The organism is Parasutterella excrementihominis YIT 11859, from assembly GCF_000205025.1.
In the GTDB taxonomy this organism is placed as follows: Bacteria; Pseudomonadota; Gammaproteobacteria; order Burkholderiales; family Burkholderiaceae_F; genus Parasutterella; species Parasutterella excrementihominis.
The window spans coordinates 1-16,356 of record NZ_GL883706.1; the positions used below are offsets into that span (position 1 = coordinate 1).

Sequence of the window (16,356 nt, forward strand, 5' to 3'; positions counted from 1 at the left end):
TTAGAGCGGGGAGGAGGAAAGCTGATAAAAGTAAATCCCAAAAACACGAGCCGAACTTGTCCGCGATGCGGACTCGTCTCGGCAGAGAATAGAAAATCGCAGGCGACCTTTGCATGCATTGGCTGCGGTTACCGCTCCAACGCAGATGAGGTCGGAGCGATAAATATATTAAGGGCCGGGCAGGCCCGGTTAGCCTGTGGTATGAGTGGTGCAGTAAGGCCGCTGTCAGCAGGAACCCGAAGAGACCCACTGCAGCACTAGGCTACGGCCGCTGCAGAGGTGGTATGGAATCCTCGCCATTCATGACGAGGAGGACGTCAATTTCTGTAACGCTGCGCCAAATGTCTTGCCCCGGAAGACTAAGGTTCTTTTACAACTTCGGCGAAGAGGTCATAGTCGGAAGAATCCGTGACTTTGACGTCCACAAAGTCTCCAGGCTTCACATTCGGATTGTTTTCAATAAAGACTAAGCCGTCAATATCCGGAGCGTCGGCAGTAGATCTGGCCGTCGCAATACCGTCTTCATCGGGCGCTTCATCCACTAAGACTTTGATCGTCTTGCCTACTTTCTCGCGCAGAAGTTCTTTGGAGATTTCGCTTTGAACTTCCATGAAGCGCTCTCTTCTTTCTACGCGAACGCTTTCCGGAAGAGCTCCGGGCAGATCATTCGCAGCCGCGCCTTCTACGGGAGAATAAGCAAAGCAGCCGACGCGGTTGAGACGAGCTTCTTTCAGGAAGTCCAAGAGGTACTGGAATTCTTCTTCAGTTTCTCCCGGGAAGCCGGTGATGAACGTTGAACGAATCGTGATGTCCGGACAAATCGCACGCCAGGCATTGATGCGTTCCATGTTGTATTCGCTTCCCGGGCGTTTCATGGCCTTCAGAATTCTCGGATGAGCGTGCTGGAAAGGAACGTCGAGGTACGGCAGGATCTTGCCTTCAGCCATCAGCGGAACGATTTCATCAACGGAGGCATACGGGTACATGTAATGCGGACGTACCCAAACGCCGAGTTTGCCGAGCTCTTCGAATAAGACCTTAATGTTGGTCTTCACGGCCCGTCCGCCGATGAAGTCCAGTTTGTACTTCACATCCTGACCATATGCCGCCGTGTCCTGCGCAATGACGAGCAGTTCTTTCACACCGCTCTTGACGAGATTAGATGCCTCACGAACGACGGAACCGATCGGACGGGATACCAGCGGACCTCTCAGCGAAGGAATAATGCAGAACGTGCAGTGATGGTTGCAGCCCTCGGCAATCTTGAGATAGGCATAGTGTTTCGGGGTCAGAAGAACGCCGCCTGCAGGCACCAAGTCACCGAAAGGCTCATGCGGTCTCGGAAGGTTGTCATGCACCAGACGGAGGACCTCTTCGGTCTGCTCAGGACCTGTCACGCCGAGCAATTTCGGGAAACGCAGGGCGACGAAGTTGCCTTCCTCGGTATTTTTACCGCCCAAGCAGCCGGTCACAATAACCTTGCCGTTTTCGCTCAACGCTTCGGAAATCGCTTCCAGAGACTCTTGAACTGCGGCATCGATGAAGCCGCAAGTGTTCACGATCACAAGATCAGAGTCTTTGTAGGTCGAGCTAATGAGGTACCCTTCGGCTCTGAGTTCGGTAACGATGCGTTCACTGTCGACAAGCGCTTTAGGACAGCCCAGAGAAACAAAACCCACGCGGGGAGGACGTTTGGTCATTTACTTACTTCACAAGTGGTCGTTTAAGAGTTTCGGCAGCGGCTTCATAGCCTCCGAGATTACGGATATTTTTATATCCGAGCTTGCTGAGGATCTGACTTGCCATTTCCGCACGGCGCCCGGAACGGCAGTAAAGCTCAATATCATCGTCAGGCTTGGCACCTAAGGCCTTAAATTGATCCACAAAGTCCGGCGCGGAATAGTTAGCAACCAAGGCGCCTTCAACCTTACCCGTCGTCGCAATTTCTGACGGAGTACGAACGTCAACCAAGAAAGTTTTAGCTTGAGCAGCAGTCATCATCAGTCCAAATAGAACAGCTATTCCTAAAATCTTCTTAATCATAATTTTTCCTTTCTTTTGCAACATATTCGCGTACCAGCGTGAGTACATTGCCGTAGTTTTCTGCATTGGTCCAAAGATTTAACTCCCCGTGCAGACCGGCTTGCAGAGTAATCTTTTTCCAATAAGGCGCTTCGTGCACGGCCACGACATCTCCCCACTCAAACATACGCGAGCGGGATGAATGCTTATTGATGTAGAACGTGTTCTTGAGTTTGATGATTGAACCCAGCAGGCTCAGAATCAAATCCAAAAAACTTGTGAGGGCTGAAGCAGAAGAACGGTACTCACAAAAAACTCCGTCCTGATCCAGCCGGTAATAAACCTGGCGATGCGGCTGCATGACCAGCATGAGCCAGATCACAAACGCAGCGACGCCGGGCACGATCAAAAGCGCCCACGGAGAATCAAAGATCAGGCTGTGGGAGAAGCGGCTGATCACGAACAAAATAAAAACGAAGAAAGCGAAAGCCCAAGCACACTTCTTGGCGTCAATTAATTTGAAGCCGGGCTGAATGTAATACCAGCTGATTTCGCTGGAATTTCTTCTCGAACTATCGCTTGCAGATGAATGCACCATGGCGCCCTGTTACCTTATCTCTTCTATAGCTGTAAAAATGCTCAGGATCGGAGTATGTATCGCGTTCACAGTCGGTGACTTCAGTCACACCGGCCTGCTTTAAAGCTTCCTTGGCGAAGCGGGCCAAATCCAAGTGCCAGCCACCCTCCCCGATCGATTCCAATGCATCGTCGGCCGCGGCTTTAACAGCAGATGCCCGGTAGTAGTCAGCGACGTCGACTCTCACTTCGAAATGATCTTTGCGGATGTGCGGTCCGATCCAAGCGATGATTTCTTCTTCATCGCCGATTTCTTTTCTCATGGCTGCGACGGTGGTTTGCAGGACTCCATCGGCTAAGCCTTTCCATCCGGCGTGAGCGGCTGCAACAATGGTTCCTTTTTTGTCGCAAAGCAATACCGGCACACAGTCAGCGGTCATCACGACGCAAGGAATACCGGCGGCAGTCGTAAATTCGGCGTCTGCTTGTTCTTCAGTGTTGTTGTCTTCTGCCCTGACGACTCGAGAAGAATGAACTTGGCTGAGCCACTTGGGTTCGGCGCCTAACATATCGGTTACGATCCTGCGATTGCCGCGAACCGAATACTTATTGTCTCCGACATGATTTCCGAGATTGAGGCCGCAAAAACCGTCTTTGTCTCCATAAGCGCCAGCGGACATGCCGCCCGAGCGCAGCGTGAAGAAAGCTCTAATGTTTTCCGGAGCGTTCCATTCAGGAACGATCACTTCCAATTCCGGTTTACTCTGCATAGATTACGCCCCTATTCCTTTGTACGTTCTATTTTCCAGTTGGAATCAGCGTCTTCATCGTCATCACCGAAATCAAAGTCGTCCCACGAACTGATTTTACCGACGGCTTTCTGATTCTCTGACAACTCATCGTTATTGATCATCACAACCGGATCTCCGAAGACTTCGGAAGGTCGATCCCACGGACCAAAGCCCAGCTCATCCATCAAATCTCTGAAATCCTGAGGCGGCTCGGCAAACCATTCCATCGTTTCTTTGGTCACCGGGTGTATCAAACCTAAACGGCTGGCATGAAGTGCCTGACGATCAAAAGAATTCAGAACGGAACCATCTTCTTTGGGTTTTGGAAGCTTATTGCGGTAGAGCGGATCTCCGATCAGCGGCAGGCCGATAGATTCCATGTGCACTCTAATTTGATGAGTACGGCCGGTTTTTAATCGGCAGGCAACCCAAGAGAAAGGTTTGCCTTTGACTTCTTTCTGATCAATGCAGCGAATATGCGTGGTCGCCGGTTTGGCTCTTCCGCCTTTACCGATCGTAAAGCGCAGCGGATTTCTGGGATCACGCTCAATCGCTGCTTCAATGACTTTATCTGCAGGCGCTTTGCCTCTGGTGAGCGCCCAATACTCGCGTTTTACAGTGCGGGCCTGAAGCTGCTGAACCAAATCGAGCATGGCTTTTTCGTTTTTCGCCACCACCATCAAACCCGTGGTGTCGCGGTCGAGACGATGGACAATACCGGCGCGAGGCAGTGTTCTAAAAATCGGGTTGTAAGCCAAAAGACCATTCAAAAGCGTGTCGTCCCAGTGCCCGGCGGCCGGATGTACAACCAATCTTGCGGGTTTATTGATGACCAAGATGTCGTCATCTTCGTAAACCACGTCGATGTCCATCGGCGTAGCAATGAAATCCATATCTTCAAGGCGAGGCTTAATTTCAACGGAAACCTCATCGCCGAAACTCATTTTTTCTTTGGGTTTATCAACAGTTTTGCCGTTGACTTTGACCAATCCGTCTTCAATCAGGGTCTTCAGACGAGAGCGGGAAATGTCTTTTAAAGAAGAAGCCAAGACTTTATCGAGGCGCTCTCCGTCAAGATCGAGGGTAACTTCAAAAGTTTCAATTTTTGAAGATTCCTGTAATTCGGTTTCTTCAAAAGCCTCAGTCTGACTATAATCATCTAATTCAATATTCATTTTGACCTTAAGTTCTATGTCTTTTGCCCTGAAAACAATAATCAAGCGGACATTAACGGCCGCCTGTCTGGGTTCTGTTATTTTAGCGACTACATCGTGCAGTATGTTTAAAGGGGTTGAAGACCCGACGGAAGGCTGGACGGCTGACAAACTGTATGTCGAGGCCCGAGACAATCTGAATGAAGGCAACTACGAAACGGCCCGTGACTACTATCAGAAGTTAGAGGCCCGTTATCCTTACGGTCGCTATTCTCAGCAGGCCCAAGTTGAGACTGCTTACTCTTACTTTAAAGAAGGAGAACCGCAGCAGGCCATCGCAGTCTGCGATCGTTTCTTAAGGCAATATCCTGAGCATCCGTTGTCCCCGTACGCCCTCTACATTAAGGGCATTGCCACCCTGGACGAAGATGAAGGCTGGATGAGCTATCTGACCCGTCAGGACCTTTCTAAGCGCGACGCTCAGGCTGCGCGCGATGCTTTCGATATTTTCAAAGAACTGGTGCTTCGTTTCCCGAACAGCCGCTACGCCCGCGATGCCCGCGAACGTATGCATGAGCTGGTCGAGGCTCAGGCCAAGTACGAAATCAATACCGCCAAGTATTATTACGTTCGCGACGCCTACATTGCCGCCATCAATCGCGCTGAAAACGTTCTTCTGAACTTCCAGACTTCTCCGCAGGCCGAAGAAGCTTTGATCATCATGCGAGACAGCTATAACAAGCTCGGCATGGACGACAAGGCTGCCGATATTCAGCGCATTCTTGATGCCAATAAGAACCGTGGTTCCTATGATACCTACCTGCGTGCTCAAGAATTTGAAGCCGCAAAAGCTACAGCTGCTCCGAAAGACGGCGCAGCAGTCAAATAAACTGTTTTAATGCGCAATAAGAAGTTTTTTGCCGTGACAGGGGCGGCGTTGCTGCTCTTGGCCGGCTGCCGCACTATTCCTCAGAATCCTGAGCAGATGACGTGCAGCGATTTGCAGTATCTTGCCGAGGAATCTATCGATAAACTCGGTCTCCCATTTTTTGCCACTCAAGTTAAATATCCCGGCGATTGGCGTCCTTTTGCCCGTAATCAATGGATTAAAGAAGGCAGCCGTGTTCGCGTCCGTGACAACAAACGCGATTACCTTCAGATGGAAATGCTGGAGATCGGCGGAACAACCATGGAACAAACGCCTTATCGTGTCCGCATTCCCGTCGCACAATGCAAAAACGCTAATAAAGAACGAATGGCCACTCTTGAGTACAAAAATCTGATCATTGATTCTCCTGAAAAGATTTCCCGTACGGAAGCGATTGACTTCAAAGGAAAAGAGTCTGTTGATTATCTTGCTCGTCTAATTTGTGGTTTTCAGCCGATTCCGGCTTTGGACAAAACACAGATCATGGCTCAGAAGTGGAAGAACTGCACGCCTGACTCTGCAAGCTGAGTTCAAAGCCTGTAATTTCACATATCCGAAAACTTGCCTATTTCACCTCAGATGCAAGCGTTGTAGTATCTGTTTTTCAATTCATTCTCTACTGCAGAACTATGTCTCTTGTATCGGTTATCGGCGCCGGCTCTTTGGCCAACGTATTTGCGAATGTCCTTCATGACTTTTTGCCGGAGTTCAAACTCCATTCTGTCTTAGCTCGAAATCAAGAAAAGGCCCAAGTCTTTGCCTCGAAATACAACTGTTCTGCTGTATTCAGCTTTGAAGATTTTCTGAAAAATGCAGCTCCGGTGGTCGTCGAGCTCGCCGGAGGCGCGGCACTTAAGGAATATACTCTGCCGATTCTAAAGTCCGGGAGAACATTGATTTGTCTCTCCAGCGGCGCATTTACTGACGATGCTTTCAAGCAAGAGGCGATTTGCACCGCAGCTAAAAACAACGGCCGAATCTGTATCGTCAACGGCGCCATCGGAGGATTAGATTTTCTTCAAACCTGCGCTTTGCAGCGCGGTGCATCAGAAGTTGTTATTGAGACAACCAAATCACCTAAATCTTTGCTCGGAGCGCCCGCCTTAGAAGGCAAAACTCTGGACTTAACCAAGAAGATGGTGGTTTTCGAAGGCGGAGTTCAGGAAGCAATCAAAGGTTTTCCGAAGAACATCAACGTCGGCGTCATTACTGCGCTGGCATCGGAAAATCCTCACACCAAAGTTAAGATTGTTTCCGATCCCGAGGTCCATAGCAATACACATAAGATTATCTATCGCTCTGCTCTGGCCGATGCTGTGATGGAATTTTCCGGCAAACCTGATCCGGCAAATCCGAAGTCCAGCACCACAGCCGCGCTGAGCGCGGCAGCTTGTCTGAAGAACCTTTACAGCCCGATTTCCTTTTGGTAACTGCGGTTTAAACGGAGACATTCTTACGATATGTCCCCGTTTGAAATCTACTTTTACCGAGCTGCCTTTAACCTCTCGGCTCCTGGCACCTTTCCAGGAAATTCATTGCGGTATCAAAAACCTTAGTTCTAGCAAAGTCAGGCAGACTCTTCCAAATCTTTGTTCCGTATCCCTTGGATAACAGACGGTTGTCGCAGAGAATCAACAGACCTTCATCTTTCTCATCACGAATCAATCGACCGGCCCCCTGCTTCAAGAGCATGATCGCTTCCGGAATGGATATTTCGTTAAAAGAATTCTTGCCTTCCGCCTCAAGTTCTTTTGAGCGTCCCCCAAACACCGGATCATCGGGAGGCGGGAAAGGAATCTTATCAATTACAACCAAGGACAGCGCGTCGCCCTTAATGTCCACGCCTTCCCAGAAGCTCATGGAACCGACAAGCACGGAATTTTCTTCACTTCTGAATCGACGCAGCAATTCTTGCTTGGACTGTTCGTTCTGAACCAGGATGTTCATTGAGACACCTTCTGTCTCAGCAAAGTAACGCAGCGCTTCGGAAATCACTTCCATTGCCCTAAGCGTTGTACACAGCACAAAAGCTCTGCCCTTGTTTTTTTTGATGAACGGCCAAATGCGCTTGGCAACTTCATCGGAGAAGTTAGAGGCGCTCGGTGTCGGCAGATCTTCGGTGATGTACAGCATCCCCTGAGCTTTAAAGTCAAAGGGGCTCTCCCAAGATTTGGTTTCTGCGTCTTCCAAACCGACTTGGTCAATAAAATGTTTAAAGTCCCCGTTGGCAGCCAATGTTGCGGATGTCAAAACCCACGGCTTGCCCTGCACTTCCCGAGCGCTCTTAAGCATTTCGGCATAAGAAAGCGGTGTGGTGTTGAAGAAGATATTCTTCGGTTTCACCGTAAACCAATCTAAGAGCGGACCCTTCATGGAACGAGAAACCGCTTTGCCGTTGAATACATCGCGCCAATATTCAATAAGGTCAAGGGCCTCTGTGCAACGTTCATCGAGCTTCGTCATCTCAGGAGATGCCTCTTTGTGCACATGAACCGCGTTGTTCAGTTTCTCCACCGCATTCAAAAGCTTTTTGAAAGGTTCAACCAAAAGATGCTTATCCTTGAATTTGGCAACCGCAAGCTGTTTATCTTTGGTGTTCAGGATGTTGTGCGTCGTGCTGATTAAATCATCGCAGGCGTTTGAAATGGTTTTGTAGATGCCGTTCCAATCAATCTGTTTATTGACACCGTAACCTTGAGAAACCGCGTCCGCAGCTAAATTCCTGACATCGTAAAGATTCAGCGTCTGAGAAAAGAAGTTCGTCGCGATGTTGGTCAGCTGGTGAGCCTCATCAAGCACCACCAGGTCAAATTCCGGCAGAAAGTCCGTGATTTGATTGTCTTTAAGCGAAATATCGGCCAGGAACAGATGATGGTTAATCACCAAAAGCTGAGCTTCTTTTGCCTTCTCTCTGGCCTGCATCACAAAGCAGTCGTTGTAATGATCGCAATTGGGGCCGAGACAGTTTTCACCGGTACTTGTCACTTCCGGCCAAATACCGGAGTTTTCGGGAACATCGGTAATGTCGCCGCGCTCGCCGGTCACGGACTGTCCGGCAAACTTCTTAATGCGATGAAGATGAACGACTTCTTCTCGAGACTTAGCAACGTAGGAATCTTCCTGAAGCGCATGTTCTAAACGCTGCTTGCAGATGTAGTTGGAACGTCCTTTGAGGAGTGCAACACGGCAGCCCATGCCTAGGGCTTTTAAAAGCGCCGGAATGTCCTTCGTAAAAAGCTGATCCTGCAGCGTCTTTCCTGCAGTAGAAATCAGGACTTTCTGATCTTTCAGGAGCGCAGGAACAAGATAAGCAAACGTCTTGCCGGTGCCTGTACCCGCCTCAGCTACAAGCGTTTTTCCTTTTTCCAATGCTTCCGCCACCGAGGTCGCAAATTCAATTTGCGAGGGTCTCGGCGTGTAATTCGCGGTAACTTTAGAGAGAGGTCCGTCCTTGGCAAAAACGTCGGCAACTTCTTTTACGAATTCTGATGGCATTTAGGTTCCTTGTTTAGGAACACAATCCTATCAGATCAAGGAGTTCCGATCTTTTTTGGATTGTTACAGCCGAGGAATCAAGTCACCTGTGACGCTGTTCTTCTTCTCTTGCTCTTCACGAAGCTTGACCTGACGTTCATACTCCGCAGCTTTTTCTGCGCGCTTCTTGATATTTTCAGCGCGTTTCTTCTCGGCTGCGGCGCGGCGCTCGGCTCTAGCTTGAATCCGTTCTTCAGGCGTCATAGAAGGAGCTTCAGGAACTTTACTTTCCTGCTCGGCAATGCGCTGTTCACGCTCCTGCTGCTTCATGGCATAAGCTTCGGCATTCGCTTTTTCTTCTTCAGGTGTCAGAACGCGATCTGCGGCATGGCCTTCGCCCGGCTTGCGAGGCGTGACGTCTCGCGTCTTGGGAGGAGCTTTAGCAACGCGAGCGGGCTGAGCATCCATCTTGGCATTTTTGGCGGCTTGCTTGGCCTCAGCAGCTTTGCGGTCTTTCACCGCCTGTTCGGAACGTTCCTTCCTCAGGAAGTCTCTAGCTACGAGCCAAACGCGGCGAGCCTCATTGATGTGTTCTGTGCGTTCCGACTTAGCCTTATCCAAGCAATAAGTCACAAAAAAGTTGCGATAACACTGAGCTGTTTCTTCTTTGTACCAGTTCTCCCAGACTCTCTTTTCGTTGTCGTAGGCCGCGATGACTTCTCTTGCTCGTGAAGCTGTTGTAATGGAGGCGGGATCGTACCTCTTGGCGAAAGGAACAGTCGACGGCGGCTCCACTGCCCAAGCATTGAAGCTGAGCAAGCCGAGAGTAAAAAGAATAAGCGGGATTCGCATCCGAAAAGCTCCTGAATGGTGTGCGGCCTAAGCAAAAATAAGACCTGAGATTTCTTGGTCCCAGGTCTCATTATTCTAGCTAAAAGTTAATGCCTTCTTTATTTACCGCTAAGGCCGCCTCTTTGATGGCCTCGCTGAAAGTAGGATGAGGATCGCAGATCAGTGCCAGGTCTTCTGCGGTCGCGCCGAAGGACAAGGCATCACAGCCTTGCGCAATCAGCTCGCCGGCCTGAGGTCCGATGATATGCAGTCCCAAAACCAGGTCGGTCTCGGCGTCTGCCAGCATCTTCACAAAGCCTTGGGTTTCTCCGACAGCTCTGGCGCGGCCGTTGGCCATGAACGGGAAGACACCGACTTTGTAAGGCTTACCAGCATTCTTCAGTTCATCTTCGGTTTTGCCTACCCAAGCAATTTCCGGTTCGGTGTAAACCACGGAAGGCACGCGTTCAATATGCGTTACAGCTTTGCGTCCTGCAATGCGTTCTGCAACCGCCACACCCTCTTCTTCGGCCTTATGAGCCAGCATCGGACCTTTGACAAGGTCACCGATCGCCCATACTCGAGGAAGATTCGTACGGTTTTCTGCATCGACTTCCACGAAGCCTCTTTCATCGAGTTTGAGGCCGACAACAGGTGCATCTAAAGCGGCTATAAACGGAACGCGGCCGATAGAAATGATCAAACGATCAACCCACATCTCGCTGTTTTTTCCGTCCTTGTCCTTGTATTGAACAATGACACGGTCACCGTCATTTTGAATGCTGTCGATGTGAACACCGAACTCCATATCGATACCCTGCTGCTTAAAGGCCTTCAGCGCCTCTCTGCTGATCGCGGAGTCCGCAAAAGGCAGAAGTGACGGCATGGCTTCAAGAATTCGGACATCGGCACCGAGCCGCTTCCAGACGCTGCCAAGTTCCAAACCAATCACGCCGGCACCGATGATCCCCAAGGTAGAAGGAACACTCTTTAGTTTCAGTGCGCCTTCATTGGACAAAATACGTTCCTCGTCAAAAGGAACTCCGGGGAATTGTCTCGGTTTGCTGCCGGTAGCAAGAACAACGTTCTTCGCAAAAACACGTGTCTCGTCCCTGCCTTCCACACCGATCAGATAACCGTCTTCATCAGAAGTCACAAAGAATCCGCGACCGTTAAGGAACGTGATTTTGTTCTTTCTGAAGAGATAAAGAATTCCGTCATTAGTCTGACGAACGATCTTGGCCTTGCGGGCAATCATCGTCGGAACATCAATCGTGGGTTCTTCAACATGAATCCCGTGCTCGGAAGCTTTGTCTCTGATTTCTTCAAAGAGACAGCTGCTCGCAAGAAGAGCCTTCGAGGGAATGCACCCGACATTGGTGCAAGTACCTCCGGGTGCAGGTTTACCGTCCGTGACCCAATCATCAATGCAGCATACGGTTAAGCCCAACTGAGCTGCTCTAATCGCAGAAACATATCCGCCGGGGCCGGCGCCTATGACGACGACGTCAAAGGTCTGAATATCATCTTTCATAACCTGCTCCTTAGAGATCTAAGAGTAAACGGGCCGGATCTTCAAGGGCTTCTTTCATCGCCACAAGTGCCAGCACGGCTTCGCGTCCGTCAATAATGCGATGGTCATAACTCATCGCAAAGTAGTTCATCGGACGAATCACGACTTCGCCGTTTTCTGCTACAGGACGCGGTTTGGTCGCGTGGATGCCGAGAATGGCGGACTGAGGCGGATTAATAATCGGTGTGGAGAAGAGAGACCCGAATACGCCCCCGTTGGAAATGGTAAACGTGCCGCCGGTCAGCTCTTCGAGCGTTAACTTACCGTCCTTGGCACGCTTAGCAAAGTCTGCAATCTTGAGTTCGATCTCGGCAAACGTCATTTGATCGGCATCTCTTAAGACCGGTACAACAAGACCGCGGGGAGAACCCACTGCAATGCCGATATCCATATATCCGTGATAAATGATGTCGTAGCCGTCAACCGAGGCGTTGATGATCGGGTACTGCTTCAAAGCGTGAACAGCAGCTTTAACGAAGAAGCTCATAAAGCCGAGTTTGACGCCATACTTCTTCTCGAAGCTTTCTTTGTATTTCGCTCTCAAAGCCATTACCGGCGCCAGGTTCACCTCATTGAAAGTAGTCAGAATGGCGCAGTTGGACTGGGACTCTACGAGGCGTTCGGCCACTCTGGCACGAAGGCGAGACATCGGAACTCTCTGCTCGGGTCTGCCGTCAAGAGATGCGACGGGAGTTGCTTGTTTAGCAGGCGCGGATTTAGGAGCGGCCGGTTGAGCCGGAGCTGCGGCAACAGCAGATGGAGCCACAGGCTGAGCGCTCTTTAAGGCAGCGATGACATCGGGTTTCGTGATACGTCCGCCGACGCCTGTTCCTGCAACCTGAGTTGCAGACAATCCGCTGTTTGCCATGAGTTTTTCTGCGGCAGGCATCATAAAGGCGCCTGGCGTAGAAGCAGCTGCCGTCGGCGCAGCGGGTGAGGGAGTCGGCGCAGGGGCTGCCGCAGGCGTCGAAATAATGACTTCTTCAGCAACGGCTGCTTTAGGGGCTTCCGGCTGTGCACCAACCATTCCTTCAGTATCGATTGTGGCGATCAATTGGTCGCTGAGGACTGCCGCACCATCAGGCTGCTCAATGCTTGCCAGCACTCCGTCTGCCGGCGCCGGAATTTCCAGAACGATCTTATCGGTTTCAATTTCAATAAGAATTTCATCGGCCTTAACCGGTTCACCGACTTTCTTTTTCCATTCAATCAGACTGGCTTCCGAAACAGACTCGGACAGCTCGGGTACTTTGACTTCAACAATAGACATTTCTTTTTTCTCCGAATTCTTTACAAAGCAACGCTTGAACTATTTCGTCTGAATAAAGCCTTTAAGGCGTCCGAAAGCGTTTTCCACCAATTCTTTAAGCTGCTCGGCGTGCTTGCTGGCATAGCCGACGGCAGGCGAAGATGAAGCAGGACGTCCTGCATAACTCAATCTTGCGCCGGAAGGCATTTCTTCAAGCAAATGGTGCTGCACATAGAACCAGGCGCCCTGATTCTGAGGTTCGTCCTGGACCCAAACCACCTCGGAAGCGAAGGAGTAACCAGAAGTCTCTTCTCGGAAACTCTTGTGCGGGAAGGGATAAAGCTGTTCAAGACGAACGATGACGACATCATCGATTTCATGCTCTTTGCGGTATTTCACGAGGTCGTAATAAACTTTGCCGGTGCAGACCAGAATTCTTCTGACCTTATCGGCATCGAGCTCTTCAATTTCACCGATGACGGTTTCGAATTTGCCTTCGGAGAGTTCTTCCAAATCGGAACTTGCCATCTTGTTGCGCAGCAGACTCTTTGGAGAGAAGACGATTAAAGGTTTGCGGATATTGCCAACCATCTGACGGCGCAGCAAATGGAAGATCTGAGCTGCGGTTGTCGGCTGACAAATCAGCATATTGGTATCTGCTGCAAGCTGCAGATAACGTTCGACTCGGGCAGATGAATGCTCGGGGCCCTGCCCTTCGTAGCCGTGAGGCAAGAGCATCGTCAAGCCGCTCTTGCGGCCCCACTTGGCCTCACCGGAGCTGATGAACTGGTCGATCACGACCTGAGCGCCGTTGGCAAAGTCGCCGAACTGAGCTTCCCAAATCGTCAGGCACTTCGGAGAAGAGCTGGCATAGCCGTATTCAAATGCGAGAACTGACTCCTCAGAAAGAACGGAGTCAATCACTGTGAACTGAGCCTGATGCTCACCTAGATGCTCCAAAGGAATCCAAATACCCGAATCCCACCGGTCACGGTTCTGATCGTGCCAGACGGCATGACGATGGCTGAAGGTTCCGCGGCCGGAGTCTTCGCCGGAAATACGAACGGAGTATCCGCCCGTGAGCAGCGTGGCAAAAGCCAGATGTTCGGCTAAGCCCCAATCCACACGGATTTCTTCCTGCATCATCAGACGACGATCTGCGATGACCTTTTGAAGGAGCGGGTGGAGCTTGAAGTTCTCCGGAACGGTCGTAATGACATCCGTCAAACGCTTCAATTCGTCCAAAGGAACAGACGTCTTCACATCGTCTGTCCAGCTGCCGTTGTAACGGGACCAATCAACGGCATAAGGGTTCTTGCCTTCGATCAAAGCCGTCTGTCTCGGCGGGATACCGCTTTCCAGACTGCGTCGATATGCGGCAACCATTTCTTTGGCTTCTTCCGGGCTAACGACACCCTGCAGTGCCAGCTTGTCGGCATAAACCTGACGAGTACCCGGATGGACATTGATCTTCTTATACATCAGCGGCTGAGTCAGTCCCGGCGTGTCCTGTTCGTTATGGCCTAAACGGCGGAAGCAGACAATGTCAACCACGACGTCGCGGCTGAAGCTCTTGCGGAACTCCATGGCCAGACGCGTCGCAAATACGACGGCTTCCGGATCGTCACCGTTCACGTGCAGAACCGGGGCTTCAATGAGTTTTGCCGGATCCGTGCAATATGTCATCGAGCCTTTATCACGAGGATCCGAAGTCGTGAAACCGATCTGATTGTTGATCACGATGTGCATCGTGCCGCCGGTACCGTAGCCGCGGGTATCGGCAAGGTTCAGCGTCTCCATGACGACGCCCTGACCTGCAAAGGCAGCGTCGCCGTGAACAAGAACGCCCATCACGCGGCGACCTTTAGGATCATGGCGGCGATCCTGTCGGGCGCGAACGCTTCCGACTGCGACCGGGTCGACAATTTCCAAGTGAGAAGGATTAAAGGCTAAAGCCAGATGGATCGGTCCGGAAGCGGTAACGACATCGCTTGAGAAACCGTTGTGATATTTCACGTCGCCCGCCGGCAGGTCTTTACTCTTGTAGTGACCTTCAAACTCTGCAAACAGTTCACTCGGCGCTTTGCCAAGCGTATTGACGAGCACATTGAGACGACCGCGGTGAGCCATACCGATAACCATTTCCTCCAGGCCTTGTGCTGCGCCTGTTTCCACGATTTCATCCATGGCGACAATAAAGCTTTCTCCGCCTTCGAGCGAGAAGCGTTTCTGGCCGACATACTTGGTATGGAGATAACGTTCCAAACCTTCTGCGGCCGTCAGTTCTTCAAGAATGCGTTTCTTGGACTTGGCGTCCATGCTCGGGGTTGAGCGGCAAGGTTCCAGTTTTTGCTGCCACCAGCGTTTGATCACCGGATCGCTGATGTACATGAATTCGATACCGATATCGCTGCAATAAGTTTGTTTCAAGGCGGCGATTAAATCCCGAAGCGTCATCTTATCGGCGCCGAAATACGTATTAGCTGCCGAGAAGGTGCTGTCCATATCCGTTTCGGACAGTCCGTAGAAGGAAGGTTCAAGCTCGGGAATCTTCGGACGTTCTCTTCTGTGCAGTGGGTCAAGGTTGGCCCAGCGGCTTCCTAAGAATCGGTACGCACCGATGATGGACTGAACCGCAACCTGTTTTTTTGCCAGATCAAGATCTCGTTCACTTACCGGACAAACAGCCGAACGCGGTTCGGATGCTCTCTGTGCGAAAGCCTCAACGATGGGTGCATGAGGAACGTCAATGGTTTCGACACGGCCGTCGGAAGCCGGGGCCTGCTGCAGACGGTCAAAGTACTGACGCCATTTTTCATCTACGGAATTTGGGTCTTCGAGGTACTGCTCGTATAACTCTTCTACGTAAGGAGCATTCCCACCGAATAGATATGAATTCTCTATTAAGTCTTTAATCACTTTTTCACCTTGGACAAATTTCTTGCCGCTCAGGGGGCCGCAATTTATCGGAGTATTTTGCGGCTGCTTCACAGGTTTCCTGTTGAGCGTGTTTCAGCAAAAACCATCCGCCGAAACAAATTGATTATAGATTTGAAGCCGTCACTCAGGAACAATTTTGTGAGCGGTAAACAGCTCTGTTGAAGTCTTGATTTTTCGGGTTTCCAACGCAGTCTTTACTTCAAAAACACCGGAATTTCTTCTAACCACTCTCCTTCACTACCTCATTTAAGCAACTCTAACCCATTGCCTATGTACTTCTTTTCTAAAATTTCCTCCATAAACTAAAGGAATGAAAATGTTATCCACCATATTGCATTGGACTTGTGACCCAACTTCCGCCAGCATGGCTTCTCTTCTGTTCAGATGGGCAATTGCCTTGGCGATGCTCCCTTATGGAGTGCAGAAACTTTTCCATCCGGAAAACGCAGCGAATTTTCCGAAAGTCTTATTCTTTTCTCCGAAGGTCGGGTATTACTCAGCAGCCGTCATTGAAACTTTCGTTCCGCTGTTTCTCATGGCCGGTTTCCTCACGAGACTGGCAGTCATTCCGGCAATCGTTAGCTTCACGATTGCAACGAAAGTCACTATCGGCAAAGATCTGACCTCTCCTGCTCTGCCTTACTTGTTCGGCCTCATTGCCATATTTATCGTCGGCTCAGGACTTTACTCCGTAGATTACTGGCTCCTGTACATTCTCGCCGGTCATTGATTCTTGAGTCTAAATCGGGGCGAAGCCTCGAATGGCTGGGCCTGTCGCCGTTGTATAGTTCTGTGAACTCAAACATCAAAACTCAGAA

15 protein-coding genes are annotated in these 16,356 nt (G+C 50.5%); 5 read left to right on the forward strand and 10 right to left on the reverse strand.

Translation table 11 applies throughout. From position 1 onward, the window contains the following. Positions 1 to 261 (forward strand): zinc ribbon domain-containing protein (locus tag HMPREF9439_RS13065; RefSeq protein ID WP_157645842.1); only part of this gene is annotated, 261 nt, incomplete at its 5' end. A 98-nt stretch (positions 262 to 359) separates the two neighbouring features. On the opposite strand, the gene rimO is transcribed toward HMPREF9439_RS13065, so the two are convergent. Genes rimO through HMPREF9439_RS05790 form a run of 5 tightly spaced genes read right to left on the reverse strand, consistent with a single transcriptional unit; the run spans position 360 to position 4,564 of the window. Next, positions 360 to 1,700, reverse strand: coding sequence for a 30S ribosomal protein S12 methylthiotransferase RimO (rimO, locus tag HMPREF9439_RS05770; protein WP_008811016.1), 1,341 nt, complete (start codon positions 1,698 to 1,700; stop codon positions 360 to 362). A 4-nt stretch (positions 1,701 to 1,704) separates the two neighbouring features. Further along, a complete protein-coding gene (locus tag HMPREF9439_RS05775; RefSeq protein WP_008864121.1) occupies positions 1,705 to 2,043 on the reverse strand; it encodes a rhodanese-like domain-containing protein in 339 nt (112 codons plus the stop codon). Next, on the reverse strand, positions 2,036 to 2,620 hold the full coding sequence (locus HMPREF9439_RS05780) for a hypothetical protein (RefSeq protein WP_008864122.1): 585 nt from the start codon (positions 2,618 to 2,620) through the stop codon (positions 2,036 to 2,038). The genes HMPREF9439_RS05775 and HMPREF9439_RS05780 overlap by 8 nt, the downstream gene beginning before the upstream one ends. Next, on the reverse strand, positions 2,595 to 3,368 hold the full coding sequence (gene pgeF, locus HMPREF9439_RS05785; protein ID WP_008811013.1) for a peptidoglycan editing factor PgeF: 774 nt from the start codon (positions 3,366 to 3,368) through the stop codon (positions 2,595 to 2,597). The genes HMPREF9439_RS05780 and pgeF overlap by 26 nt, the downstream gene beginning before the upstream one ends. A gap of 11 nt (positions 3,369 to 3,379) precedes the next feature. Beyond that, positions 3,380 to 4,564 (reverse strand): RluA family pseudouridine synthase, encoded by a 1,185-nt coding sequence (locus HMPREF9439_RS05790; RefSeq protein WP_008811012.1) that lies wholly within the window; start codon positions 4,562 to 4,564, stop codon positions 3,380 to 3,382. 16 nt (positions 4,565 to 4,580) lie between these two features. Between HMPREF9439_RS05790 and HMPREF9439_RS05795 the strand changes: the two genes are divergently transcribed. From HMPREF9439_RS05795 to HMPREF9439_RS05805, 3 genes are all read left to right on the forward strand, one after another. Further along, entirely contained in the window at positions 4,581 to 5,432 is an 852-nt protein-coding gene (locus HMPREF9439_RS05795; protein WP_008811011.1) for an outer membrane protein assembly factor BamD, read from the forward strand. A 9-nt stretch (positions 5,433 to 5,441) separates the two neighbouring features. After that, entirely contained in the window at positions 5,442 to 5,999 is a 558-nt protein-coding gene (locus tag HMPREF9439_RS05800; RefSeq protein ID WP_008811010.1) for a hypothetical protein, read from the forward strand. A 101-nt stretch (positions 6,000 to 6,100) separates the two neighbouring features. Then, positions 6,101 to 6,901, forward strand: a complete 801-nt coding sequence (locus tag HMPREF9439_RS05805) for an aspartate dehydrogenase domain-containing protein (protein ID WP_008811009.1) — start codon at positions 6,101 to 6,103, stop codon at positions 6,899 to 6,901. A gap of 67 nt (positions 6,902 to 6,968) precedes the next feature. On the opposite strand, the gene yoaA is transcribed toward HMPREF9439_RS05805, so the two are convergent. From yoaA to HMPREF9439_RS05830, 5 genes are all read right to left on the reverse strand, one after another. Continuing rightward, positions 6,969 to 8,966 (reverse strand): DNA repair helicase YoaA, encoded by a 1,998-nt coding sequence (yoaA, locus tag HMPREF9439_RS05810; RefSeq protein WP_008864125.1) that lies wholly within the window; start codon positions 8,964 to 8,966, stop codon positions 6,969 to 6,971. A gap of 63 nt (positions 8,967 to 9,029) precedes the next feature. Continuing rightward, positions 9,030 to 9,797: a hypothetical protein gene (locus HMPREF9439_RS05815; protein ID WP_008864126.1), complete on the reverse strand. Its 768-nt coding sequence runs from the start codon at positions 9,795 to 9,797 to the stop codon at positions 9,030 to 9,032. Between the two features lie 79 nt (positions 9,798 to 9,876). After that, positions 9,877 to 11,310: a dihydrolipoyl dehydrogenase gene (lpdA, locus tag HMPREF9439_RS05820; RefSeq protein ID WP_008864127.1), complete on the reverse strand. Its 1,434-nt coding sequence runs from the start codon at positions 11,308 to 11,310 to the stop codon at positions 9,877 to 9,879. Between the two features lie 10 nt (positions 11,311 to 11,320). Further along, entirely contained in the window at positions 11,321 to 12,619 is a 1,299-nt protein-coding gene (odhB, locus tag HMPREF9439_RS05825) for a 2-oxoglutarate dehydrogenase complex dihydrolipoyllysine-residue succinyltransferase (RefSeq protein WP_008864128.1), read from the reverse strand. Between the two features lie 39 nt (positions 12,620 to 12,658). Then, positions 12,659 to 15,517, reverse strand: a complete 2,859-nt coding sequence (locus HMPREF9439_RS05830; RefSeq protein WP_008811004.1) for a 2-oxoglutarate dehydrogenase E1 component — start codon at positions 15,515 to 15,517, stop codon at positions 12,659 to 12,661. A 337-nt stretch (positions 15,518 to 15,854) separates the two neighbouring features. On the opposite strand from HMPREF9439_RS05830, the gene HMPREF9439_RS05835 reads away from it, so the two are divergent. Beyond that, positions 15,855 to 16,268 (forward strand): DoxX family protein, encoded by a 414-nt coding sequence (locus tag HMPREF9439_RS05835; protein WP_244862402.1) that lies wholly within the window; start codon positions 15,855 to 15,857, stop codon positions 16,266 to 16,268. The last annotated feature ends 88 nt before the right edge of the window (positions 16,269 to 16,356 follow it).